Origin of the sequence: Tistrella mobilis, assembly GCF_039634785.1 — a bacterium.
Classification (GTDB): domain Bacteria; phylum Pseudomonadota; class Alphaproteobacteria; order Tistrellales; family Tistrellaceae; genus Tistrella; species Tistrella mobilis.
Genome location: NZ_JBBIAB010000002.1, coordinates 435,342 through 460,497, shown reverse-complemented (window position 1 = coordinate 460,497; position 25,156 = coordinate 435,342). Strand labels below are relative to the sequence as shown.

21 protein-coding genes are annotated in these 25,156 nt (G+C 65.9%); 12 read left to right on the top strand and 9 right to left on the bottom strand.

Annotated elements, in window-relative coordinates; genetic code table 11:
• Positions 1–32 precede the first annotated feature (32 nt).
• From WI697_RS04805 to WI697_RS04785, 5 genes are all read left to right on the top strand, one after another.
• Positions 33–899 (top strand): Hpr(Ser) kinase/phosphatase, encoded by an 867-nt coding sequence (locus tag WI697_RS04805; RefSeq protein WP_345957612.1) that lies wholly within the window; start codon positions 33–35, stop codon positions 897–899.
• Positions 896–1,765 carry a sulfotransferase domain-containing protein gene (locus WI697_RS04800; RefSeq protein WP_345957611.1) on the top strand — a complete coding sequence of 290 codons (870 nt, stop codon included), beginning with the start codon at positions 896–898 and terminating at the stop codon, positions 1,763–1,765. Before WI697_RS04805 ends, WI697_RS04800 begins: the two co-directional genes overlap by 4 nt.
• 266 nt (positions 1,766–2,031) lie before the next feature.
• Positions 2,032–2,643 carry a nucleotidyltransferase family protein gene (locus WI697_RS04795; protein ID WP_345957610.1) on the top strand — a complete coding sequence of 204 codons (612 nt, stop codon included), beginning with the start codon at positions 2,032–2,034 and terminating at the stop codon, positions 2,641–2,643.
• A 146-nt stretch (positions 2,644–2,789) separates the two neighbouring features.
• Positions 2,790–3,896, top strand: coding sequence for a tetratricopeptide repeat protein (locus WI697_RS04790; RefSeq protein WP_345957609.1), 1,107 nt, complete (start codon positions 2,790–2,792; stop codon positions 3,894–3,896).
• Positions 3,897–3,960: 64 nt separating this feature from the next.
• On the top strand, positions 3,961–5,634 hold the full coding sequence (locus WI697_RS04785) for an AMP-binding protein (protein ID WP_345957608.1): 1,674 nt from the start codon (positions 3,961–3,963) through the stop codon (positions 5,632–5,634).
• 7 nt (positions 5,635–5,641) lie between these two features.
• Here the strand turns inward: WI697_RS04785 and WI697_RS04780 are convergent, their stop codons facing one another.
• Positions 5,642–6,424, bottom strand: a complete 783-nt coding sequence (locus tag WI697_RS04780) for an enoyl-CoA hydratase-related protein (protein ID WP_345957607.1) — start codon at positions 6,422–6,424, stop codon at positions 5,642–5,644.
• Between the two features lie 265 nt (positions 6,425–6,689).
• On the opposite strand from WI697_RS04780, the gene WI697_RS04775 reads away from it, so the two are divergent.
• The 4 genes from WI697_RS04775 to WI697_RS04760 all read left to right on the top strand — a co-directional run bounded on the left by WI697_RS04775 (position 6,690) and on the right by WI697_RS04760 (position 10,646).
• Positions 6,690–7,697, top strand: coding sequence for a TRAP transporter substrate-binding protein (locus WI697_RS04775; RefSeq protein WP_345957606.1), 1,008 nt, complete (start codon positions 6,690–6,692; stop codon positions 7,695–7,697).
• Between the two features lie 133 nt (positions 7,698–7,830).
• Positions 7,831–8,361, top strand: coding sequence for a TRAP transporter small permease subunit (locus tag WI697_RS04770; RefSeq protein WP_062761808.1), 531 nt, complete (start codon positions 7,831–7,833; stop codon positions 8,359–8,361).
• Positions 8,358–9,650 (top strand): TRAP transporter large permease, encoded by a 1,293-nt coding sequence (locus WI697_RS04765; protein ID WP_062761807.1) that lies wholly within the window; start codon positions 8,358–8,360, stop codon positions 9,648–9,650. The genes WI697_RS04770 and WI697_RS04765 overlap by 4 nt, the downstream gene beginning before the upstream one ends.
• A 15-nt stretch (positions 9,651–9,665) precedes the next feature.
• A complete protein-coding gene (locus tag WI697_RS04760; protein WP_345957605.1) occupies positions 9,666–10,646 on the top strand; it encodes a hypothetical protein in 981 nt (326 codons plus the stop codon).
• Positions 10,647–10,680: 34 nt separating this feature from the next.
• On the opposite strand, the gene WI697_RS04755 is transcribed toward WI697_RS04760, so the two are convergent.
• Positions 10,681–11,394, bottom strand: coding sequence for a response regulator transcription factor (locus WI697_RS04755; RefSeq protein ID WP_345957604.1), 714 nt, complete (start codon positions 11,392–11,394; stop codon positions 10,681–10,683).
• A 28-nt stretch (positions 11,395–11,422) separates the two neighbouring features.
• Entirely contained in the window at positions 11,423–13,657 is a 2,235-nt protein-coding gene (locus WI697_RS04750; protein WP_345957603.1) for a sensor histidine kinase, read from the bottom strand.
• Positions 13,658–13,882: 225 nt separating this feature from the next.
• Between WI697_RS04750 and WI697_RS04745 the strand changes: the two genes are divergently transcribed.
• On the top strand, positions 13,883–15,253 hold the full coding sequence (locus tag WI697_RS04745; RefSeq protein ID WP_062764070.1) for a site-specific integrase: 1,371 nt from the start codon (positions 13,883–13,885) through the stop codon (positions 15,251–15,253).
• Between the two features lie 19 nt (positions 15,254–15,272).
• On the opposite strand, the gene WI697_RS04740 is transcribed toward WI697_RS04745, so the two are convergent.
• Together WI697_RS04740 and WI697_RS04735 are read right to left on the bottom strand one after the other, a co-directional pair.
• Positions 15,273–15,884, bottom strand: a complete 612-nt coding sequence (locus WI697_RS04740) for a gamma carbonic anhydrase family protein (RefSeq protein WP_062764068.1) — start codon at positions 15,882–15,884, stop codon at positions 15,273–15,275.
• Positions 15,885–15,988: 104 nt separating this feature from the next.
• A complete protein-coding gene (locus tag WI697_RS04735) occupies positions 15,989–16,909 on the bottom strand; it encodes a LysR family transcriptional regulator (RefSeq protein ID WP_345957602.1) in 921 nt (306 codons plus the stop codon).
• 125 nt (positions 16,910–17,034) lie between these two features.
• On the opposite strand from WI697_RS04735, the gene WI697_RS04730 reads away from it, so the two are divergent.
• Positions 17,035–17,748, top strand: coding sequence for an SDR family NAD(P)-dependent oxidoreductase (locus tag WI697_RS04730; protein ID WP_345957601.1), 714 nt, complete (start codon positions 17,035–17,037; stop codon positions 17,746–17,748).
• A gap of 32 nt (positions 17,749–17,780) precedes the next feature.
• On the opposite strand, the gene WI697_RS04725 is transcribed toward WI697_RS04730, so the two are convergent.
• The 4 genes from WI697_RS04725 to WI697_RS04710 form a co-directional block, all read right to left on the bottom strand.
• Positions 17,781–18,176, bottom strand: coding sequence for an MliC family protein (locus WI697_RS04725; RefSeq protein WP_345957600.1), 396 nt, complete (start codon positions 18,174–18,176; stop codon positions 17,781–17,783).
• A gap of 95 nt (positions 18,177–18,271) precedes the next feature.
• Entirely contained in the window at positions 18,272–18,586 is a 315-nt protein-coding gene (locus WI697_RS04720; protein WP_345957599.1) for a hypothetical protein, read from the bottom strand.
• Between the two features lie 115 nt (positions 18,587–18,701).
• Positions 18,702–19,805, bottom strand: coding sequence for an NADH:flavin oxidoreductase (locus WI697_RS04715; protein ID WP_345957598.1), 1,104 nt, complete (start codon positions 19,803–19,805; stop codon positions 18,702–18,704).
• A 97-nt stretch (positions 19,806–19,902) separates the two neighbouring features.
• Complete coding sequence (locus tag WI697_RS04710; RefSeq protein WP_345957597.1) at positions 19,903–20,790, bottom strand: crotonase/enoyl-CoA hydratase family protein; 888 nt, start codon at positions 20,788–20,790, stop codon at positions 19,903–19,905.
• 377 nt (positions 20,791–21,167) lie between these two features.
• Between WI697_RS04710 and WI697_RS04705 the strand changes: the two genes are divergently transcribed.
• Positions 21,168–25,091, top strand: coding sequence for a reverse transcriptase domain-containing protein (locus WI697_RS04705; protein ID WP_345957596.1), 3,924 nt, complete (start codon positions 21,168–21,170; stop codon positions 25,089–25,091).
• The last annotated feature ends 65 nt before the right edge of the window (positions 25,092–25,156 follow it).

Here is a 25,156-nt window from a genome sequence, read left to right as displayed (position 1 = left end):
GTTGCGCCGCCCAACCCACGCAGATCGCGAGCATGATGACCGCCCCGTCCGACATGTCAGCCTTCACCCTCCCCGATATTCCCGATCTCGACATCCGGCGGGTGGACGAGTTGCCGGCACATCTGGACGGTGCCACCGCGGTGAACGCCTTCGTCGAGGCGATGCCCGACCGGCTGCTGATCCGCATGCCCGGTATCGGCCGGTTTCTGGCCGAAGAGGGCCGGCGGCTGCTGATGGCCGGCGCGCCAGGGGTGAGCGATGACGAGCTGGCCTATTTCGCCATCCGAACCCCCTTGACCGCGGTGATCCAGCAGCGCGGCGAGGTGGCGCTGCATGCGGCCTGTCTGGTTCCGCCCGATGGCGGACCGGCGCTGGCGATCACCGGCCTGTCGGGGGCCGGCAAGTCGCTGATGGCCGGGCATCTGTTGCGCCGCGGCTGGCATTTCGTGGCCGACGAGGTGGTGCGGCTGACCGTGGATGGTGACGGACGACCCATGGTCTGGCCCGGCACGCCGGTGCTGGCGCTCTGGCCGGATACGGCCCGGATGCTGGATCTGAACCCGGCGGAGCTGCCGCGGACACGGCCGGGCCACAGCCGGGTGTTGTGGCGAACCAAATCGGTGCCCGCACCGGTGGTACTCGGTCATGTGGTGCTGCTTAATCGCGGCGAGGAGAAGGACGTGGTTGCGGCGATGGCCATCGACCGGATCCGGATTCTGGCCACCGAATCTTTCCGGCTGCGCCAGCTGCGGGCGATGGGTCGGCAGGCCGCCCATATGGCGCTGATATCGCGGGTCGTCGCGCGGCTTCGGGTGCTGAGCCTGGGGGCGGCAAAGGAACCGCCGCCTGATCAGCTGTGCGAGCGGGTGATTGCCTGGATGTCGGAGGCCGGGAAATGACCGCGAAGATGGTGGTGATCGCAAGCTATCCGCGATCGGGCAATACCTGGACCCGGCTGGTGCTGGACCATGTCTGCCGTCGCGCCACGGCGCCGATTTCGATCAACGATATCGATAACGGTTTCTACAATCTGCGCCGGATGATCTTCGACGGCTTCGCACCGATCGATGCGGCGAATCTGACCGCGGCCGAAATCGATCGCTACTGGCCGGACGTGCTGCGCGGCTTCGCGGCGACACAACCCGACACATCGCCACTGATCATCAAGACCCATGAAACGGCGCGGCGCACCGAGATGGGCGACTGGCTGTATCCGCCCGAGATCATGCAGGGCGTGATCCACCTGGTGCGCCATCCCTTCGATGTGGCGGCATCCTATGCGCCGCATCTGGGCTGGACGATCGACCGGACGATCCGCGCCATGTTGGATTCAGACCATCACCTCGACCGGGCCGCCGACCGCATGCATGTGGCGACCGCGGAACGCGTCGGCAGCTGGGCCGGCCATGCGGCGTCGTGGACCGCCGATGATCTGCCCTGGCCGGTGATCAGCCTGCGATACGAGGATCTGCGCGCCGACCCGATCGCCGGTTTCACCCGCGCCGCGGCGGTGGCCGGGCTGGCGGACGATGCCGGACTGATCGCACGGGCGGTGGATTTCAGCCGCTTCGACCGCCTGCAGGCCGAGGAACGTGAAGCCGGCTTCCGCGAACGGCCGGCCACCTCGCCGGCCTTTTTCCGCGCGGGACGGAGCGGCATCGGCTGGCAGGACGCAGATCCGGCGCTGCTGCGGGAGCTGGCGGACCGGTCGGCGGAGATGATGCAGCGCTTCGACTATCGGGCTGATGGCGGATGGGAGGGCTGACCTTCTGTTCTGGCTGGCAATGGGTGCGAGGCTGTGTCTTTGGTGATTGTGAGCAGATGCAGCTGCCGCAGTTGTAGCCGCTCAGCTTACGTCATCTTCTATTTCAAAGTTCGATAACTATATCTTATCGACTTTATTGAGGGGATTTCAGGCTGTCGAAGGGCCGGTGATCATGCGATGATCGCTGCCGGGGGCAGGGCGGTCCGGCCGCCTGCGGCTGCGCATGCGATGGCCTCCAACACATTGATCCAGAAAGAAAAATCGAGATGGATGGAGAGGAGGGCGGCATGGACACGCTGGAACGACGCCTGATCACCATTGTAACCGCATCCCCCGCCCATCTGTCGATCCTGGGGGAGGTTGCCGCATGTGGCCTCTCCGATTGCTGGATTGCGGCCGGATTCGTGCGTGATCTGGTGTGGGACCATCTGCACGGCCGACCTCCGGAATTGCCCCGCAACGATATCGATGTGATCTGGTTCGATGCACTGCGGCCGCATCGCGAACAGGACAAGGCGCTGGAGGCACAATTATCCGCGATGCGACCGGATGTGCGGTGGTCGGTCGATAATCAGGCGCGTATGCATCTGCGCAATGACGACCCGCCCTATGCCTCGGCGGTGGATGCGATGCGCCATTGGCCCGAGACGGCGACCGCCGTTGCGGTGCAACTGGCACCCGATGGGCAGCTGCGTGTGGCGGCGCCGCATGGGCTGGAGGATCTGTTCGCGATCATCGCCCGCCCGACCCCGGCCTTCATGGCACCCGCACGCCATGCGGTTCATCTTCAGCGGGTGAAGGACAAGGGCTGGCGCGACCGCTGGCCGCTGTTGCGGCTGGCAGGTGACCAGCCGGCGGCTTGCGTGCCGCTGAATTGATTGCATTTTCAAACATCACTTGCAGCGAAACGCCAACGGGTGTGTCATACCCGACGCAGGCGGCCCTCCGGGGATGAGGGCTGCCGCTGGAAGAACAGATATGACCGCGGCCTGAAGCCGGCACGCGGCGCCGGAGGGAATGACCGATGACCGCCCAGACTGCCCCCGCCCCTGCTTCTGAACCGGCCGGCGCCGGGCTCCACCCGCTGCTGCCGGCCCTTCTGGCCGACGACTGGGAGAAGGTGGATGCCGAGCTGCCCGCCCTGCTCGACCTTCTGTTCTCGCGCAGCGCCGGCGAGGCCTGGCACAAGGCCGGCACCTTCAAAAACCACCTGCTGGACGTCTATCGCACCCTGGCCCTTTGGGACCAGCCGCGTGATGTGCGGGTGCTGGGCCTGTTCCACAGCGTCTATTCCAATGAGTTCGTCGCCCTGAAGCTGTTCGATGCCTCGGCCAAACGGGCCGAGCTGGCGGCCGCGGTGGGGGAGGAGGCCGAGCGGCTGATCCACACCTTCTGCGTGATGCCCCGCACCCGCTTCGTGCAGAAGCTGACCGAGATCGATGCCATCCCGGCCGGGGGGCTCGATCTTGAAAAATCAGACGGCAGCATGCTGCATCTGTCGCAGAAGGACGCAGCGATCTTCGCGATCGTCTCGATCGCCGATCTGACCGAACAGTGGCACAGCTGGGTGGACGACGTGTTCCAGGGCTTCCCCTGGCAGACCCGTCAGCCGGTGAAAGAAAACTGGGCCGCCTCGCTCTGGCCCGGCCAGCTGATGCCGAGCAACGAGGCCTGGAGCCTGGCCTCGCGCATGGCCCGGCCGCTGCGCGACCTGCCGGCCGATCTGGGCCTGCCGGTGCCGCCGGTCTTCGACCGCTGCCGCCGCATCCTGACCCAGGCCGACGAAATGGCGGCGGTCGCGCTCTACTGGCAGGTCGTCACCCGCGCCCATGCGATCTCCACCCCGGTCGCGGCGGTTTCCCTGCTGAAAACCGCCATCGCACACAATCCCGACATCGCAGAACCGCATCTGGTTCTGGCGCAGATCGCGCTGACCCAGGGCGATTACGACACCGCCGCCACCCATGCCCGCATCGGGCTCGACATCCTGTCGGCCTGGGGCACGGCCTGGGACAAGCGCATCGCCTGGTCGGGCTGGGTGGCCTGGGCGCGGGTGCTGCTGCAGGCCGGCCGCACGCGCAGCTGGCCCGAAACTCTGGGCGGCATGATCGCCCTCGGCATGGTGAGCTGAGCGCCGCCCGCCGCCCCTTGTCATCACGTCATTCCGCTTTCCGAAATTGAGACGGCATACTCCCATGTCCGAGCTGACCATGAGCTATGTCTGCGGCACCAGCGATGTGCCGCTGCGCTACGAGACCATCGGCACCGCCCTTGCCCGCACGGCCGAAACCTGGCCCGAGGGGGACGCGCTGGTGGTGGTGCACCAGAATATCCGCTGGAGCTGGGCGGAGTTCGACCGCCGGGTCACCGACCTCGCCGCCGGGCTGATCGGGCTGGGGCTGGAGCCGGGCGACCGGATCGGCATCTGGTCGCCGAACCGGGTGGAATGGGTGCTGATTCAGTTCGCAACCGCACGCGCCGGACTGATCCTGGTCAACATCAACCCCGCCTACCGTACCTTCGAACTGGAGCATGCGCTGAAGCTGTCGGGCTGCCGGGCGCTGGTGCTGGCCGAGACCTTCAAGACCTCGCGCTATGTCGACATGCTGCTGGAGGTGGTGCCCGAATTCGCCGAGGCGGGCGGCCGTTCGGCACGCCTGCCGGATCTGGAATTCGTCATCCCGCTGGGCGAGAGCCGGGGCGCGATGATCGGCTTCGAGACGCTGACCGGCTTTGCCGATGCGGCGGCGCGGGCGAAGCTGGACGCGATCATCCCGACGCTCCGCCCCGATGACCCGATCAACATCCAGTTCACCAGCGGCACCACCGGATCGCCCAAAGGCGCCACGCTCACCCACAACAACATCCTGAACAACGGCCTCTTCGTCGGCCGGATCATGGGCTTCACCGAGGCCGACCGGCTGTGCATTCCGGTGCCGCTCTATCACTGCTTCGGCATGGTGCTGTCGGTTCTGGCCTGCATCACCCATGGCGCGACCATGGTCTTCCCCTCGGAAGCCTTCGAGCCGCGGGCGACGCTGGAAGCCGTGCAGGCCGAGCGCTGCACCGCCCTGCACGGCGTGCCGACCATGTTCATCACCGAACTGGCCCTGCCCGATTTCAAGAGCTTCGATCTCTCGACGCTGCGCACCGGCATCATGGCCGGCGCCCCCTGCCCGATCGAGACCATGCGCGAAGTCATCGCGAAGATGAACATGCGCGAGGTCACCATCTGCTATGGCATGACCGAAACCAGCCCGGTCAGCTTCCAGACCCGCGCCGATGCCGATCTTGAAACCCGCACCGAGACGGTGGGCACCATCCATCCCTTCGTCGAGGTCCGCATCGTCGACGGCGACGACCGGGTGGTGCCGGTCGGCACGGTGGGGGAGCTGCACACCCGCGGCTACAGCGTGATGGCCGGCTATTGGAACGACGAAGCCCGCACCCGCGACGCCATCGCCCCGGGCGGCTGGATGCGCACCGGCGATCTGGGCGTGATCGACGAACGCGGCCGCTGCCGCATCGTCGGCCGGTCGAAGGACATGATCCTGCGCGGCGGCGAGAACATCTACCCGGTCGAGATCGAAAACTTCCTGATCACCCATCCGGGCATTCTGGACGTCGCCGTGTTCGGCATTGCCGACGCCAAATACGGCGAACAGGTCTGCGCCTGGATCCGCCGCGCCGACAATCCCGAGGGCCACAGCCTGACCGAGGCCGCGGTGCTGGGCTTCTGCGAAGGCCGCATCGCCCATTTCAAGATCCCGCGCCGCATCCGCTTCGTGGAAGAAATGCCGATGACCGTCACCGGCAAGATCCAGAAATTCCTGATGCGCCAGGCCGAGGAAGAGGGGGCGGCGATCTGAGCCGCCCTCACCGCCACCGGAACACCGGCGACCGCTTTTCCATGAAGGCCCGATAGCCTTCGGCGAAATCGGCGCCGGTGAACGAAGCCGCCCAGGCCTCGGCAAGATCGGGGGTGGGGGCGTCGGCGCCGAGCGTGATGGCGTCGACCATGCGCATCATGGTGCGGATGGTGTATTGCGAGACCGAGGCCAGGCGTTCGGCATAGGCGGCGACCGTCTGGTCCAGCGCCCCGGCCGGGACCACGCGGTCAACGAGGCCGATGCACAGCGCCTCGTCGGCCGCGATCAGGCGGCCCGAGAACAGCATGTCCTTGGCGCGCGACGGGCCGACCTTGCCCACCAGGCGGCGGGTGGCGTTGAAGCTGTAGGCAAGCCCCAGCGTCGCCGGCGGGATCGCGAAGCGGGCATCTTCCGTGGCGAAGCGGAAATCCGAGGCCAGCGCCAGGCCGCAGCCGCCGCCGACGCAGGCGCCGCTGATCGCGGCGATGGTCGGGCGGTCCAGCGCCACGATCGCCTCCTGTGCCGCCTCTACCGCCTCGTTATAGGCGCGGGTGCTTTCGGGCGTTTCATAGACCTCGGGGAATTCGGCGATGTCGGCACCGGCGCTGAACGCCTTGCCGCCGGCACCGGTCAGCACCACGACCAGGGCCTCGGGATCGGCCGCAATCCCGGCACAAAGCGCCGGGATCGCCCGCCACATGGCCGCGGTCATGGCATTGCGTTTCGCCGGCCGGTTCAGCACGATGCGCGCGATCGGCCCCTGCCGTTCCAGATAGATCCCCTGCTCCATTCGGCCTCTCCCGATTGCCTGCCTGCGGTCGCCGCAGCTTAGCGCGATCGCCCTGATATTTGTCCAGACATTTTAAAATTTGTCCGTACATATTTCTTGTCAGCGCCGGCCACCCGTGCTTTGCTCAAGGGCATAACAACCTGCGACGGCGTGTCGGGAGCCGCCGCGCCGGGCCTGGCGGTCCGGCCGGCGGGGCGCGCCCTATCGGGGACGGCCCTAGCGGGCACGGACGGCAGAGACCCAGGCTTCAGGGAGCCCGACCATCATGCATCATCCGACGCTGCGCCGCGGTTTCGCGGCGATCGCCGCGGCTGCGGCCTTCACCCTTTTCCAGCCCGTGGCGTCACGGGCGGCCGATGTCCAGTGGGACGTGTCGCTGCCCTGGGGCCCGACCGAGTTCCATTCCACCAATGCGCAGAAATTCGCCGAAGAGGTGAAGGCGGTCACCGGCGGCGCGGTGGAGATGACGATCCACACCGGCGGCGCGCTGGGCATCAAGGCGAACGAGTCCCTGCGCGCGGTGGAAGACGGCGCGGTGCCGATGGCGGAATACGCCGCCTTCCAGAATGTCGGCGAAATCCCGTTGCTCGGCGTGGAGAGCATCCCCTTCCTGATTTCGGACTATAACGACCTGGCGGCGCTGATGAAGATCGTGCGCCCCGTCTGGGAAGCGGAGCTGCAGAAGCGCGGCCAGAAGGTGCTGTATGTCGTGCCCTGGCCCAGCCAGAACTTCTTCACCAAGACCCCTGTCGCGACGCTGGACGACCTGAAGGGCGTGCGCATGCGCACCTATGACCGGGTGACCGCCGACATGGTCACGCGGCTGGGCATGGTGGCCCTGCAGATGAACAATCCCGACATCGTGCCGGCGCTCGCCTCGGGCAAGCTGGATGCGGTGATGACCTCGGGCACCACCGCGGTCGCGCAGAAATACTGGGAATTCCTGAAGCACGCCTACAACACCAACCATATGTGGGCGTCCAACCTGATGGTGGTGAACCTGGACGAGTGGAACCGGCTCGACCCCAAGCAGCAGAAGATGATCGAGGCCACCGCCCATAAGCTGGAGCCCCAGTTCTGGGAGATCAGCAAGGCCGAACACGCCAAGCGCATGGACGAGCTGCGCGCCAACGGCATGACGGTCGAGCCCGCATCGGATGCGCTGAAGACCGCCATGCGTCAGGCGACCGCCTCGATGGAAGGCGAGTTCGTGAAGGCCAACCCGGCCGCCGCCCCCCTGCTCGACGCCTATCACAAGGCCGTCGGCCACTGATCCGGACCGCCGGCGCCCGGGTCCCGTCTCCCCCTCGACGGCCCCGGCCTTCAGGCCGGGCGCCGGCGGACGGACCTCCACACCTCCCGCCCCCACCCCTTCACGGTCACCACCCAAATTGGATTGGGGCGTCATGACGGCCCTGCGCCTGCTCACCCGCTTCATCGACCGCCTGAACCTCGTCGGGGCGGTCGTGGCAGCCCTGGCTGCCGCCCTGCTCGCCCTGCTGCTGATCGTGGAGGTGATCACCACCTCGGCCTTCGCCTGGTCGCAGCCCTGGGCGATCGAGTTCAGCACCTATCTTCTGGCCTTCGTGCTGTTCTGCGGCACCGGCTGGACGCTCCGCAGCGGCGGCCATATCCGGGTCGCGGCGGTAACCCAGGCCCTGCCGCCGGCCCTGCGCCGGCTGATGGACCTGGCGGCCAGCGTCTTCGGCCTGGGCGTCACCGGCTTCATCGCCGTCGCCATGGTCTCGCAGGCGATCCGCACCGCCGAGATCGGGTCGCGGTCCTTCTATCCGCTGGCGACGCCGCTGATCATTCCGCAGGGCCTGCTCGCCGCCGGTTTCGTGCTGCTCGCCCTCGCCTTCCTCGCCCGTGTGCTGCGTGCGCTGGTCAACGACCCGGTTGAAGATGCCGGCCGACATGCCGGAGGGATCGAATGAGCCTGCCCCTGCTTCTGGTCTTCGGCATGCTGGTGGGGCTGCTCTCCGCCGGCGTCTGGGTGGGCATCACCCTCACCTCCATCGGCCTGGTCAGCCTGGAGGTCTTCCGCAACATGCGGGTCGACCGCTTCCTGGCCGGCGATCTCTGGTCGACCGCGACCTCGGCCGAGCTGGTGACCCTGCCGCTGTTCATCCTGATGGGCGAGCTGCTGTTTCACACCCGGCTGTCCGAGAACCTGTTCTCGGGGCTTTCCCCCTGGACGCGGCGCCTGCCCGGCCGGCTGCTGCATGTGAATGTGCTGGGCTGCACCCTGTTCGCCGCGGTGTCGGGATCGTCCGCCGCCACCACCGCCACCGTCGGGCGGATCACGCTCAAGGAACTTCTGGCCCGCGGCTATGACCGCAACCTCGCCATGGGTTCGCTCGCCGGCGCCGGCACGCTCGGCTTCCTGATCCCGCCCTCGATCCCGATGATCGTCTATGGCGTGCTCGCCAATGTCTCGATCCTGGAACTCTTCATGGCCGGCATCGTGCCGGGGCTGATCCTGGCGCTGCTCTATATGGGCTATCTGGGTTTGCGGACCACGATCGACCCCTCGCTGCTGCCGGAAAGCGAGCCGCGGCTCGGCTGGGGGCAGAAATTCGCCGCCCTGCTGTCGCTGGCGCCGGTGCTGTTCCTGATCCTGTTCGTCATCGGCTCGATGTATCTGGGCTTCGCCAGCGTCACCGAGGCGGCGGCGATGGGCGTGCTGGGCGCCCTGCTGGTGGCGCTGGGCCAGCGCACGCTCACCTGGCGCAAGCTGTTCGATGCCCTGCTCGGCACGGTCCGCACCTGTTCGATGATCGGGCTGATCATCTCGGGCGCACTGTTCCTGTCCAAGGCCATGGCGCGGCTGGGCCTGCCGGTCGAAATCGCCGGCCAGATCGAGGCGCTGGGCCTGCACCCCTATATGCTGATCGCGGTGCTGCTGGTCTTCTACCTGATGCTGGGCTGCATTCTGGACGGGCTGTCGGCGATCGTGATGACCCTGCCGGTCACCCTGCCGCTGGTCACCGCCGCCGGCTTCGACCCGATCTGGTTCGGCGTCTTCCTGATCGTGACCGTCGAAATGGCCCAGATCACCCCGCCGGTCGGCTTCAACCTGTTCGTCATCCAGGGCCTGACCGGCACGCCCATCCTGAAACTGGCCCGCGCCGCCCTGCCCTTCTGCCTGATCATGGTCACCTTCGTGGTGCTGATGGTGCTGGTGCCCGAGGTGGTGACGGCGCTGCCGAAATCACTGTCCTGAAGGCGCTGCCGCATCATGCCCCCCTCCGCCCGCGGCGCGCTCACCGCCCTGATCCGCCGCCATGGCGCCTGGCTGATGGCGGCGGGCGCCGGGCTCGGCATTCTGCTGCCGGATCTGGCGGCCGCGGCCAATCCGGCGCTGCTGCCGCTGTCCTGCCTGACCATGTTCCTGGCGCTGCTTCGGGTGGAGCCCACGGCCTTCATCGCCGTGCTGCGCCGGCCGGGGCTCGGCATCGTGGTGATTTTCTGGATCCTGCTCGCCTGCCCGGTGCTGGTCTGGTGCCTGGGCCGGCTGGTGCTGCCGGCCGACGACGTGTTCCTGCGCGCCATGACCCTGATCGCGGCGACACCGGGCATGATGTCGGCGGCGGCCTATGGCGTGCTGCTCGGCACCGATGTCGCCCTGCTCACCCTGGTCGGGCTGCCGACCAATATCCTGGCGCCGGTGATCCTGCCGGCGGTGGCGCTGCTGCTGGGCGGCGGGGCGGCGATCGACCCGGCGGTGACGGCGCTGCGTCTGGCGGTGATGATCGGGGCAAGCTTCGGCGGCGCCTTTCTGGTCACCGCGCTGATCGGCCGGCCACGCATCCGGCGGGCGGCCCCGGCCATCGACACCGCCATCACCCTGCTGGTGGCGGCGGTGGGGCTGGCGGTGATGCACGGGGTGGGGCCGGCGCTGGTCGCGGCCCCCGGCTTCATGACGCTCGCCATCCTGTCGACGCTGGCGCTGAACCTGGCGCTGCAGGCCACGGGCTTCGCGGTCTTCGGCTTTGCGATCTTCGGCTTTGCGATCCTTGGGCCGGTCCCGGTCCAGGCGCGGCTGTCGGCGGCGCTGGTCTCGGGCAACCGCAACATGATCCTGCTGCTGGCGGCGATTTCCGGCCAGGGCGACCGGCCGCTGGAGCTGATCATGGCGGCGGGACAGCTGCCGCTCTATCTGTCGCCGCTGATCGTGGCGCCGCTCTACCGGCGAGCGCGGATGCGCGCCGGGCGCTGACTGCGTTGAGGGCCCGACTGCATTGAGGCGGCGGTCAGACCAGCCCCCGCTTCGCCGCCTCCAGCGCCGCTTCCGCCCGCGAGCAGATGCTGAGCTTGGCGTAGATCGCCTTCACATAGCCGGCGATGGTGTGCTCGCTCAGCGACAGCAGCCGGGCGACTTCGGCATTGCGCAGGCCGCGGCCCAGCAGCGACAGCACCTCTATTTCCCGGGGCGTCAGGGTGACGTCGGGATCGGCGGGGGCAAGCGTGGCACCGGGGGCGGCGGGGACAGGGGCTGCGGGACTGCGCAGCCGGGCCAGGATCCGCCGGGCGATCGAGGGCGACAGCGGCGGGTCGCCGCGCTCGATCCGGCGCAGATACTGCGCCAGCAGCCCGGCATCCTGATCCTTCAGCAGATAGCCCTGGGCACCGGCGGTGATGGCGTCGAACAGATGGCCGTCATCGTCATAGATGGTGGTGACGATCGGCATCACGTCGGGCCGGGCGCAGGCCAGTTCGCGGATCAGCTCGATCCCCGATCCGTCGGGCAGGCCCAGATCGACCAGGGCCAGATGCGGCACGCTGCGGGCGGTATCCACCGGGCCGAAACACCCGGCCATGGCCGTGCGGGCCGAGGCCAGGCTGTCGGCCGTGACCACCCGGATGCCCGGGAAGGTCAGGGTCAGCATCTCGACCAGCCAGGCACGGGTGGGGGCCAGGTCTTCGATCACGAGACCGATACGCTGTTCGGTGCTGCTGCCGCTCATTCCGTGTCCTCAAGCTTGGATGCCGATGTCAGCCGGCTGTCGCCGGACGTGTGCCCTCCAGCGGCAGTTCAAGATCCACCCGTGTGCCCCTCGGCTGTTCGGGGAAGGCGATCCGGCCACCCAGATCGCCCACCCGCCGCGCCAGATTGCCGAGGCCGAGGCCGCCGGAGGGCCGTTCCCCATCGGCGTCTGCGCGACCGTCGGCATCCGCAGCGGCGGCCGCCACCAGGCCGATCCCGTCATCCGCCACCGAGAGGTACAGCATGCCATCCTCGACCCGGATCTCGATCCGGACGGTGGTGGCCGCTGCATGACGAATGACATTGCTGATGATCTCGCGCAATGCCCCGAACAGGTTGCGGTAGACCGCATAATCCAGCGGCAGCTCGTCATGGGCGCCGTCGTCCAGCGGCCAGTCCAGCGCCAGGCCCGCCGCCTCCAGCCGGCCCGAGGTTTCATGGCGCAGATCCGCGATCACCCGGCCGAGCGGCATGGAGCCGCGGGCGAGGCCGGCGGCGATGGTGCGGATATCGGCCAGCGCCCCGCGGATCAGGCTGCGGGTCTCGCCCAGATCGGCCTTGTGCAGCCCGGTGAGCAGCCGGGCGCCGACATCGTCGTGCAGGTCGCGGGCGATCCGGCGGCGTTCCTCGGTGGCGCCGCGTTCATAGGCGGCGCGGCCCTCGTCGGCATGGCGCATCAACTGGGTCATCTCGCGCGCCAGCTGCAGATGCGCGGGGCCGAACAGGCCGCGGCCACGCCAGGGATAGCGCACCTCCAGCGCCGGTGCGTCGGCGGTGGGCGGCAGCAGCAGCATCACGCCATCGGCATCGGCCCGGGCCACCGACACCTCGCCCCGGGCCGGTTCCAGCGACAGCGGGTCGAAGACGGTGCGGATCAGCTGGCGCCAGCGCTCGGCGCGTTCGGCGGGCCGAGCGGTGAAGGCGACCTCGATCACCTGACGGAACAGCTCGTGATCGGCGATCGGCCGGCGCAGCACCATGCGCCGCCACAGGATCTCGCGCAGCGGCAGATAGCCGAAACCGACCACGATCAGCGACAGCCCCAGCGACGGCGCCTGGTCCAGCCCGATCAGCCAGATCAACACCCCGTCCATGGCCAGCAGCAGCATGGCGCCAAGGGTGTAGAACATGACCTTGAAGGCCCATTCGTCCAGCTCGAACAGCCGATAGCGGCGCACGCCCAAAGCGAGGCCGATATAGATCAGCAGGAAGAAGCCGAAGGCCATGCCCTGAGAAAGCAGCGGTTCGGTGCCCAGCGTCAGCGGCACCATCATCGCCATGGTGAAGGCGCCGGCCCCCAGCACGATCGACAGGCCCAGCCAGCGCAGCGCCGCCCGCGCGGTGGGATCGTGGCGGTTCTTCCGCCACTGCACCCCGATCAGGGTGACGATCAGGATCATTTCGATCAGCGTGGCGTAATAGCCGCCATAGCCGGGGCCGGGCGTCAGCCGCAGGGTATCGAGCACCCAGAGCACCGTGACGGCAAGGCCGACCGCAACCGGCACCCGATCGGTGACCAGACGCTTGGGATAAACCAGAAACAGCGAGATCATCGCCGCACCAAAACCCACCGCGCCCAGATGGTTGATGGCTGACAGCACCCGGAACAGCGTGCCGTCGATGGCGAGTTCCCGGGTGCCGTAGACCGCCGACGAGAAGGCCGAGACCGCCAGCGTCGGCGCGCTGAGGAAAAACATCAGCGGGCCCGAGCCGTCGCGGCGCAGCCCCAGAACCCAGCCGCCGATCAGCATGGCACCCACGCCGGTCATGATCTGCACCCAGAACAGCAGCGGCAGATCCAGGATCGGCCGGCTGTCGGCGGGTGCGATCCACAGCCGGATCGGTTCTCCCTCGGGGTCGACCAGATGCAGCTCCACCCAGTCGGCAGCCAGAATGGCGGCCAGCCGGGTCTGGCGGTCCTGGAAGGCGATGATCGCCGGGAAGCCCGGCAGCATGTCGCTTTCCTCGATCAGATCGCCGGGCAGAACCTCCTCGCGTCGGCCGCCGGCCTCGATCGCGACCAGGCGCATGCCCTGGGCCACCCCCGCCGCCGCGGCGGGGCCGTTGCGGGCGACGGCGGCAATGCGCACGCCCGGCTCTCGCGCCGGGGCGGCGTCGCCGTCATCCACCAGCCGCAGCCCCGTCCAGGGCTGATCGACGGCAAGGAAGGTCGCCGCCCCGGCCAGGACCAGCCCGACGAAGAAGGCGCAGAGGATAACGAGGCTGGGGGACCATCTGGACACGGGGGGTGCGCCGATCCGTTCTGTTCCGATCTATGACTGGAAACTAACATGATCTTTACAATGCCCCATCGCAATTTTCGCGAAGCCCTGCAATTCGTGACACTCCATGCATACCGCCTCCATCCCGATCTCCCCCCGCAATTTGACCGGACGCCGCGGAACGCCTAGCCTGAAGCCGGAACGGATCCGCAGCGGTGCGGATGGCGGAAGATGGAGGCATACGGCATGGCGGCAGGGTCCGGGCGCAGTGGGACCGGTGGGGCCAGGGGTGGTGCGGGCAATGGCGCCGCACCACGGCGCGGCCGCCGCAAGGTCGTGCTGACCGACGAGCCGATCCGGCCGGCCGCCCGGCTGGTTGCAACCCAGGACCATGTCGAGGCCGGGCTGCCGGGGGCGGTGGAAACCGGCGGGCTGGGCGATCTGGACGAGGCCGAGCGCGAGACCCTGCATGTGCTGCTGGGCGCGGGCATCGCCGCCAACAGCCGTCTGGCGCTGATCAAGGATGCCCGCTATCTGGCCGGCTGGTGGGCGGCGGCCAATGGCGGCCAGCATCTGCCCTGGCCGGCCCCCCCTTCGGCGGTGGTCCGCTTCATGGTCCATCACCTCTACGATGCGGAAGAACGCGCCCGCAATCCGGACCATGGCATGCCGCGGGCGGTGGAAGAGAAGCTGCTGGCCGCCGGGCTGAAGCGCGAGGCGGGGCCGGCTGCCCCGGCCACCGTCGCCCGCCGTCTGGCCAGCTGGGCCTCGCTGCACCGCATGCGCGGGCTGAAGCCGCCCACCGAAGACCCCGGCGTGCGCGAGGTGCGGCGCAAGCTGATGCGCGCCTCCACCTACATGCCCGGCCGCAAGGCTCAGGCGCCGGTTCTGGCCGACACGCTGGAAGCCCTGCTTCAGGCCTGCGAGATCGATATCGACCGCGAGCCGCTGCGCGCGGCGCGCGATGCCGCCCTGCTGGCGGTGATGTGGGCCTCGGGCGGGCGGCGGCGCAGCGAGGCCGGCATGATCCGGATGGAACATCTGCGCCGGGAACGGCCGCAGCCGGCCGAAATCGCCCCGGACGGCGCGCTGACGCCCGAGGGCACGGCCGCAGGCTGGCTGCCGGCGATGACCATCGCCCTGCCCCGCACCAAAACCACCCGCGCGGTCGACGGGGCCCGGGTCTGGCTGATCGGCCGGCCGGTGGAGCTGCTGGATGCCTGGCTCCAGGCCTCGGGCATCCGCGCAGGCGCGGTTTTCGTGCCGATCGACCGCCACGGCAACCCGCGCATCACCCCCGACGGCCGCGGCTTCGGCCGGCGCGGCCTGGATGGGTTGAGCGGCCAGGCCGTGGCGCGGATCGTGAAGACCCGCGCGGCACAGGCCGGGCTGGACCCGCGCCAGATCAGCGCCCATGGCCTGAGATCCGGCTTCATGACCGAGGCGGCCAACCGCGACGTGCCGATCCAGCAGGCCATGGCCCAGTCGCTGCACCGGTCGATCGCGGTCGCCGCCCGCTATTACGACGAAAGCGCCGCCGCCCGCGGCCGCGGCGCCCGCCTGCTGGCCGATCCGCCGGCCCCGGCGGCGCGGCGGCCCAAGGTCTCGGATCTCTGATCGGGCGCGGCGTCTCCGGTCAGTCGGCCTCGCGGGCGATGCGGGCGATCTCGGCCTCCATCTCGGCATGGAAGCTGTCGCGCGACCACAAACGGTCATCGCCTTCCGCATAGGCTTCAGCATTGCGGCGGTAGAGGAAGGCGTTCAGCCGGTTGGCGGCAGCATTGTCGCGGGTCCGCACCACCTTGCCCGGCGTGCCGACCACGATCGAATTGGGCGGGATCACCGTGCCTTCCTTCAGGCAGCTTTGCGGCGCGATGATCGAATTCTCGCCGATGACGCAGTCATCCATGATGGTGGCCCCGATGCCGACCAGCACGTTGTCGCCGATCCTGCAGCCATGGATGGTGACATGATGGGTGATGGAACAGTTGCGGCCGACATAGGTGCCGGCCTTGTTGCCGACATGGACCATCACGAAGTCCTGAATATTGGTGTTCTCGCCGATCACCACCTCGAACATCTCGGCCCGGAAGACCACGTTCATCCAGACCGACACGCCGGCCTTCAGCGTCACCTTGCCGAAAATCGCCGCCGAGCGATCGATCCGGGCCGCCGGATCCACAACCACCTCCGGCCCGATCCTGAGCCCACCCGCCCTGCCGGCGGCGATGTCTGCACCACTGATCATTCCACTGTCCCTTATTGTCCCGGCCCAATGCCCGTCTCCATCCCCGCCGGTCACTCTGCCGGTGCCGACGATGATCTGCAAGCCGGGAGGGGTGGCGGTCAGCGTCAGATCATCTTCCGACACACCGCCATCAATGCCTGCCGGAACCACCGGTGTGCCGGGTCTGCGTCGAGACGGGGATGCCACATCAGGCTGATCGCCAGGTCGGGTGTGGTGACGGGCAGGTCGAACCCCTGCAGGCCCTGCGCCGCCCCCTGCCCATGCGCCACCTGGCCGTGCAAGAGGCAGGATCGCGGTACCAGAGCGACCAGGTCGGACCGGCGGGCAACCGTCAGCGCATCCAGGAAACCCGGCACCACCGCAACGATCCGGCGTTCCAGGCCGATCGCGCGAAGTGCCTCGTCCACCGGGCCGGTCATGGCCCCCCTGCGCGACGCGACGACATGGCCACAGGCGGCATAGCGCTGGGGCGTCATCACCTCGTCGAACACGGGGTGGCCGTGGCGGGCCGCAGCGATGAAGCGATCGCGAAAGATCATCTGGCTGCGCATCTCGGGCGCCGAGGCGCCGGTCGTTCCGACCTCGATGTCGATCAACCCCTCGCGCAGCGGGCGCGCATCCTTGTCGGCCTTCGGTGCGAAACGGAGCCGGACCAGTGGCGCTTCCTGCGTGATCGCAGCGACGATCCCGGCGGCGAAGAGCGACACAAAGCCTTCATTGGCGCGGATCGTGAAGGTTCGCGCCAGTGACGCCGGATCCGGATCCCCCGCCGCCGGCGTCAGCACGGCACGCGCCTCGCGGACAAGGACAGGAAGGCGTCCGGCAAGGTGCTCGGCATGGGGGGTCGGCACCAGGACGCGCCCGGCCTGCACCAGCAGCGGGTCGCCGGTCGCCGCCCGCAGCCTCGCCAATGTGCGGCTCATGGCCGAGGGGCTGAGACCAAGGCGCCCGGCAGCCCGGGTCACGCTCCGCTCCGCCAGCAGAACGTCGAGAGCGGTCAGCAGGTTCAGATCGATCGCGGTCATGGCAGGCTCATCCCCGGCGCGGCAGGACGCAAGGCGTCTGGTGCAATGAACGTTTGTATCTGATGCGCGTGGTGCATGTCATGACCGTCGGCATAATCGGACGGCACGGATGAAAGGAGCCGCAGATGAGCAACCTGCCCACGGAAAAGCCGAAGACGATCCTGATCGCCGGCGCCTCCCGCGGTCTTGGTCAGGCCATGGCCGCCGCCTTCGTCGGGAAGGGATGGCATGTCATCGGCACCGTCCGCGACGGCGGCCGGACGGACCTGCACGCATTGGCCGATGCCTGGCCCGATCAGATCACCATCGCGCCACTCGACATCACCGACCCCGCACAGATCGGGGCGCTGCGCGAGCGGCTGCCGTCAGGCGCTTTGGACATCCTGTTCGTCAATGCCGGAACCGCCAATCGGGACGCTGCCACGCCGGCCGCCCGGGTTGCACCCGAAGACTTCATGCAGGTGATGCTGACCAATGCCCTGGGCGTGATGCGCACGGTCGAAGGGCTTCAGGACCTGGTCAAGGCCGATGGCCTGATCGGTGTCATGTCGTCGGGCCAGGGCAGCATCGCCAACAACACCAGGGGCGGCTTCGAGGTCTATCGCGCCAGCAAGGCGGCGCTCAATCAGCTCATGCGCAGCTATGCCGCCCGTCAGGCCGGCGATCCGCGCGCGCTGGTGCTGATGGCGCCGGGCTGGATCCGCACCGGGCTGGGTGGGCCCGGCGCACCGTTCAGCATGGAGGAGACCATTCCGACCCTGGTCGACACGTTGATCGCGCAGCAGGGCAGGCCCGGGCTGCGCTTCATCGACCGGTTTGGCGACACGGTGCCGTGGTAATGGGATCGCGGGCCCCGGGAAGCGATCGCGGACTAATCCGTCGCCTGGCAATGGGCGGCGGCGCGGCGGCCGACCGTCCAGGTCGCGTCGCGGCCCTTGCCGCGGAGTTCATGGCGCGGGGTGGCGTACCAGATGCCCGAGGCGGCGATCTTCTGGGGCAGAACCAGGGGTGCGCCCTCGCCGGTGGACACGACCGCGCGGCTGTCTTCCAGCGTCGGGCCGTTGATGAAGCGCACGTCGAGACGCGTGCCATCATCGCACACATAGGTTGCGGTGTAGACGCTGTTTACATCTTCTGAAGGTGACGCCGCCACCGGATCCGGGGCCGGCGGCGGGGGTGGCGGCAGGTCGCGTTCGGCGGCACAGCCGGCAATCATGCCGGCCAGAAAAACGGACGGGGCCAGGCGGCCCCAGATCGGGGATGACATGACCGGAAACCTCCCTCGTGGTCTCCGGCCAGCAGATCCCGTCCCGGGCACAAGCGCAAGCGCGGCCCGGAAATGCTCACGGCGGCAGGTCGCGATCAGGCCGCCGTGCAGTCGGTCACCCGCCCCGCGACCATCCAGGCCGCCCCCGTGCCCCTCAGCAGCAGGGCGTTGCGATTGGTCTCGTAGCGGCCGGGCTCCACCACCGGCAGGATCAGCCCTTCGCCATCGCCGGTGCGGATGACGGCATGATCGGGTTCGTAACGAACCTTCAGCGCCGAGCCGTCGGCACAGGAGAACCGTGCCGACCAGGGCCCGGACAGCTGGGCGAAAGAGGACGTCTCGGAACGGCCCCCTCCGCAGGCGGCAAGAAGCATGCAGGACGTGACGGTGAAGACGGTGGTCCTGGGCACGGACGACCTCCGGTAACAAACGGGACGCAAGGGGCTCTTTCACAAGACCCCCTTTTTGCCGCCACCGCCAGCGTCCTTTCCGAGAAAATGTCGTGAAAAACCAATCAAGACGAGATTAATAGAGTATGCCCAAGGCTTCACGCGTGAACGCTTGCAGCTCTGAGCTGCGGCCGTCGCGGATCTTGGCGACCCAGTCCGGATCCTTCAGCAGCGCCCGGCCGACGGCAACCAGGTCGAACTCGTCGCGCTCGAACCGCTCGATCAGCCCGTCGAGGGAGGCCGGTTCCGAGCCCTCGCCGCGGAAGGCGGCGACGAATTCGCCCGAGAGCCCGACCGAGCCGACGGTGATGGTGGGCTTGCCGGTCAGCTTGCGCGCCCAGCCGGCGAAGTTCAGCTCCGAGCCCTCGAATTCCGGCTCCCAGAAGCGGCGCTGAGAGCAGTGGAAAACGTCGGCGCCGGCATCGGCCATCGGCTCCAGCCAGGCGGCCATCTCGTCGGGCGTATTGGCGAGGCGCGCGGTGAAATCCTGCTGCTTCCACTGCGACAGGCGGATGATCACCGGATAGTCCGGGCCCACCGCCGCACGCACAGCCTTCAGGATCTCGACCGCGAAACGGCTGCGTTCCGGCAGCGTTTCGCCGCCCCAGCCGTCGCTGCGCTCGTTGGTGCCCGACCAGAAGAACTGATCGATCAGATAGCCATGGGCGCCGTGCAGCTCGATCGCATCGAAGCCCAGGCGCTGCGCATCGGCGGCAGCCTGGGCGAAGGCCGCGATGGTGTCGGCGATCGCCGCCTCGGTCATCGGCTCGGTGAAGCGCTTGCCGGGCGAGGACAGGCCCGAGGGGCTGTCGATCGGCCCGGGCGCCTTCCAGTCGGTCATCGGGTTGCGGGCCGAGCCCACATGCCAGAGCTGCGGCGCCATCAGCCCGCCCGCGGCATGGACCTCGTCGATCACCCGCTTCCAGCCGGCCAGCTCCGCCTCGCCCCAGAAACGCGGCACGTTGGGATCGTTGAGCGAGGCCGGCCGGGCGACGCCGGTGCCTTCCGAGATGATCAGCCCCACCCCGCCCTCGGCGCGGCGGCGGTAATAGGCCGCCACATCGTCGTTCACGATGCCGCCCGGCGAGAAGGACCGGGTCATCGGCGCCATGACGATGCGGTTGGGCAGGTGCAGGGGCCCCAGGTCGAAGGGGCGGAACAGGATCTCGGTATCGGCCATCGGGCGGGAGTCGCTCTTGTCTGAGGTGAGGCGTTCGGCGGTGAGCGGATCAGCGAAAGCGCGGATCAGCGAAAACGGGGATCAGCGAAAACGGGGATCAGCGAAAACGGGGATCCGGCCACCAGGGATAGAAATCGGGCATGTCGGTCGACACCTTCGCCGGGAAGGCGGCGGGGCGCTTTTCCAGGAAGGCGGTCACGCCCTCGGTCACGTCGTCCGTCTTGCCACGCGAAACGATGGCGCGGCTGTCGACGCGGTGCGCCTCCATCGGATGATCGGCGGTGTGCAGGCGCCACATCATCTGGCGGGCCAGCGCCACCGAGACCGGGGCGGTGTTGTCGGCAATCTCGCGCGCCAGCGCGCGGGCGGCGGGCATCAGATCGTCGGGTTCGTGCAGAGAACGCACCAGCCCGCGGTTCAGCGCCTCGTCGGCGCTGAAGACCCGGCCGGTGTAAACCCATTCCAGCGCGGTCTGCATGCCCACCAGCCGCGGCAGGAACCAGGACGAGCAGGCCTCGGGCGTGATGCCGCGGCGGGCGAAGACGAAGCCGAAACGGGCCGCGGTCGATGCCAGCCGGATGTCCATCGCCAGCTGCATGGTGGCGCCCACACCCACCGCCGCGCCGTTGACCGCCGAGATGACCGGCTTCAGGCTGTCATAGATGCGCAGCGTCACCTGGCCGCCGCCGTCGCGATGCACGCCGGCGATCTGGTTCTTGCGCCCGGCATGGCGATCGAAATCGAAGGTATCGCCGCCGCTGTCCAGATCTGCACCGGCACAGAAGGCCCGGCCCGATCCGGTGACGATCACCGCCCGCACATCGTCATCGGCATCGGTGACGTCGAAGAGGTGCAGCAGGTCGTACATCATGGCCGAGGTGAAGGTGTTCATCTTCTCGGGCCGGTTGAAGGTCGCGATCGCGACCCCGTCCTCGACCGCATAATCGAGGGTCCGGAACTCGGGCAGCTTCGGCGAAGCGGACATCGGGCGCAATCCTCCGGTCTGTTTCTTGTCGTGGCGCATATCCTCGCCCGCGACGTCGCCCGCGGCAACATAATTCGAACGGTCGTTTTACGGTCGAGGCAGGCCACGCTCGTTATGATGACCGCCGACAGCCTGTACCATCCAGCATTCTCTATGTCAGAGGTACGCCGAGACAGGTAAGAGATTTTAGACATCGCAGCCAGTCTCGCACCACGCACCGCCAGTCTGTCTTATGCGATCACTCTTGCCTTATCCCTCGCGTTGTGCGTGATTCAGTTTTGATTCTGGCATATGAACTGCAAGCTCGCCCGGTCATGAGGCGCCTTGCCGGCAGTTTATCGGCCTGGCGCAGGCATTAAACCCAGGGGAATATTCGCATGTCTATTATCGATGAGAAATACCACAGCCTCCCGCCGAAGGGCGAAAAGCTGTGCGATTTCGTTGTACTGGCGCAGGCCTGGAAGAAGACGCATACCTACATGCGTCGTCACAATTGGTATGCAGACGTTCTAGAATTGGACGCATCGACAATTGACCTAGAGAATCATTTAAAAGATTGGCAAGAAGAAATTTCTCGCCCCGGTTTTACGCCGGACGACTTGCGGCTCGTGCCCGCACCCAAGAACTCACGATGGTGGTTTCCCGGTAACGGCACCACTGGCGCCGATCCACAATTCGGTGATTGGACGCCCAGCGACGCGGCTCGCGTAGGCGGATCTTCTGAGGAATCGGCAGATGAATCACCAAACCTGAAGCTGCGGCCCTTGGCTCACATGTCCATCCGCGACCAGACCTTCGCCACCGCTGTTATGATGTGCCTAGCGGAGGCTGTCGAATCTGCGCAAGGCGATACGACATGTGGTGATTCGAAAGTCGTAAGCTACGGCAACCGCTTGTGCTGCACGTGGACGACCGATACCGGCACTGAAAAATCTCGCGCTCAGTTTCCGTGGGGAAACAGCAAAACGTACAACCAATATTTCTCGGATTATCGAGCGTTTCTTGCAAGACCTCGTCAGATCTGCGCAGAATTAGCATACCAGCACCGACCCGGGTGTGATTTATTTATTATCTCCCTCGACATAAGATCCTTCTTTGACAATATAGACTGTGCCGCGCTTATCGAAGAGTTAAAGGCTCTGCAGGAGGATTATCAAAAATACTACAATCTACCTGATTCTGAACGATCAGATTCCGAATTTTGGGAAATAGCAAAAAAAATATTTGCGTGGAAATGGAGTTCAAAAGACCAAAAATACCATTCAATATTTGGGGAGAATGAAAATGTTAATCTCGGATTACCCCAAGTTAATCTCGGATTACCCCAAGGAATGGTTGCGTCTGGATTCTTTGCGAACGCCTATCTGATTAAATTCGACCATAAGATGCAGGGATTGGCCTCAGGCGCTGAGGATATTGGTGATGGTGTAAGGTTACTTGACTACTGCCGATATGTCGATGATATGCGCCTTGTTGTCGAAGCCAAGACCGCGCCCACAGGAGAAATGAAAAACAACATACTAAAATTAGTAAATAAATTTGTGGGCTCGAAGCTTAAGGAGCACTGCCAAGAAATTGGTGCCAATAAGATCCTCGGACTTTCGCTCGAAAAATCAACAGCCACACCATACCAAGCGATATCAGCGCAACGTTATGTCTCCGCGCTGATGGACATGATCAACTCAGAGCTGAGTGGCACCTTCGATCTGGAGTCTCTGGCACAGGTGGCGGGTGGCCTTGACGGGCTATTGCACATGTCCGAGCAGATTGAAAGCACCCCGCCCCCCCAGCCGTCCCGATTATCGCTGGCCATCATTACTGTGCCCAACACCGACGTGCGGGACGATACTGTCAAACGGTTTGTCGCAGCCCGTCTTGTCAAATCGATGCGGGAACGTCTAGCGATGACGGCACTGGACAGCCCGGCGGATTCCGGCGCCGTCATCGGGGAGCAGGTGACACAGGGTATGCTCTTATCACATGAGTTCGAGACGACAGCGCGCAAACTCATAAAATGCTGGGCCGAAAACCCAGCACTGGTCTCGCTGCTGCGATGTGGGCTGGGCCTGTTTCCACATCCATATCTGCTCGATCCGGTCATTGAAGCGCTCTCTGTCAAGTTGTTCAGCGCGCCGGACAACTTGACTACTTTCGATCGCCAGCAAGTGTGCGTGGCTGAGTATGTGCTGACGGACCTCTTACGTGCGGGGGCGACGGAGACCGGTTTCCTTGATCCGGAAGAATATCCTGACGGCGTGGACATTCACGGCTATCGAGAGAACCTACGGCTCATCGCCCGGCGCGTTCTATCCGATCGCCCTGATTCTCCGTGGTTTCTCTGCCAGCAAGCCTACCTCTATCTGGCATCCATTGGTGACACGTCCATGTGTGAGCCAAGCGAAATTTCAGAGGAACTTAAAAGATACGTTGCGCTGCATCGTGCCGCGCAGTTCAAACGAGTCCAAAATGAGGAGCTGAGGTTTTTCCTGCCATTGGCGATCGTGATGCAGGCGATGCAGCCGAACCCGCAACGCTTCTGTACGTGGTTGTCGCAAGGACTGCGGAGTACGACCGACCCAACGATCCGCAGGTATATCGTGCAGATTCTGACCATGACCCGCCCGGACTTGCTGATCGCAGCATTGAACGGGCAGCGGGCATCAAACTGGCGCATGTTTGTTCCCTCAGCGTTGATCCACGCCAGCAAACGACCACGCAGCACCCGGAAACGCCCCGCACGGCTAGAGGGGCCCCGGTTGCTCCTAAACGTCACTAGCGAGACAAATAATCTGTTCAATCAGGAAAATGCACTGCTCATGCTCGCGGATGCGTTGCTGAATTATCCCGAAATAGAGAATCATCTCGCGAATGGAGCAAATTCCGGCCATGTCAACATGCACTGCAACGACTGGTCAAAGTTATCGCAATTGCCTACGCAGCCTAATTTCCTGCGTGTGATATCGATCGAGACAGAGAATGAGCCACATCCCCTGTACGCACGCCCGCAATGGGTAGCTCCGCGTAAAGCCTGGCTATACGGATTAGGCCGAATCCTGCGTTCAGCGTTGACCGGTGAATTTGACTTCACGAGCAGTCACTACCTTGTCACTGAAGACGTCGGCCCATACAGCGGCTTGCGCACCACTGGGTTCAAACGGCGCTTCAGCCTGGTAAACTCGGGGCGCGCGCTACTTGACGAGCCGGGACCGATATCGCCATGGCTCTCCAGTCTGTTGTCGACACTCCTGCAATGGCCGGGCATCGAACATCGGGACAACGCTGTATCCGCAGCAGGCAACGTGCGCAACGCCACCGAACTCCGCGCGATTATCCAGAGCCGTATCGCCGAGCAACGAAAGCTGTTTGGACACCGAAGCAAGACGCCAATATACATTATACCGGTCAATAACCATGAGCCGCCGGCGAACCGGGCATTGCGCGTAGCCATCGTTCAGCCGATGCGTCCACGCCGAGGCGAGTTTAGCACAAGCAATCCAACGTACTGGACGTCAAGAGCCCTGGCTGAACATCGCCGGCACTTGGCAGAGATCTGCAATCTCGCCCGCCAGACAATCAACACCCGGGCATCGGCAAAGCCCGGATCGGCTGAGGCGGATGCACCGGTGGTCGACATCATTCTGTTTCCCGAATTGGCCGTTCATTGGAAGGATGTCGATCTGCTGAAACGACTTTCAGATGCCGTCGGCGCCACGATTTTCACTGGTCTGACGTTTCTTCATTCGAACAAGGCTGGGGGCGTGGTGAATCAGGGCTTGTGGCTGATTCGCACCCAATCACAGAAATCAGGCCGCTCGTTCCAGTACGTCTTGCAAGGCAAACAGCATCCAATTCCAGATGAAATAAAATTGGGAGTGATTGGCTACCGCCCATACATAAACTTGGTTGAATTTCCAGTCGGCACCGACTCTCCGACCCGTATCGCAGCGGCTATTTGCTATGATGCCACCGATCTAGACCTCGCCGCTGACCTACGTAATACATCCGACATGTTCCTGGTCGCCGCCTTGAATCAGGATGTGAAGACTTTCGATAACATGGTGGCGGCACTGCACTTCCACATGTACCAGCCGGTGGTGCTCGCTAACTCAGGCGAGTTCGGCGGCTCAACGGCGCAGATCCCTCTCCGCAAGCATGAACAGCTCATTGCACATGTGCATGGAAATGAGCAGATCGCGGTGAGCGTTTTCGAAATCGATCCCTCTCCCTTCAAATCTACATCTGTCCCCATCATGCCTAAGATGTTGAAAACGCCGCCGGCCGGATATAGCGGCCGCCGCTGATTCCAGAAAGGCCGACGAAGCGCAACCCTCCCTCATCTCGGGTCCATATGACGCAACATATCGCA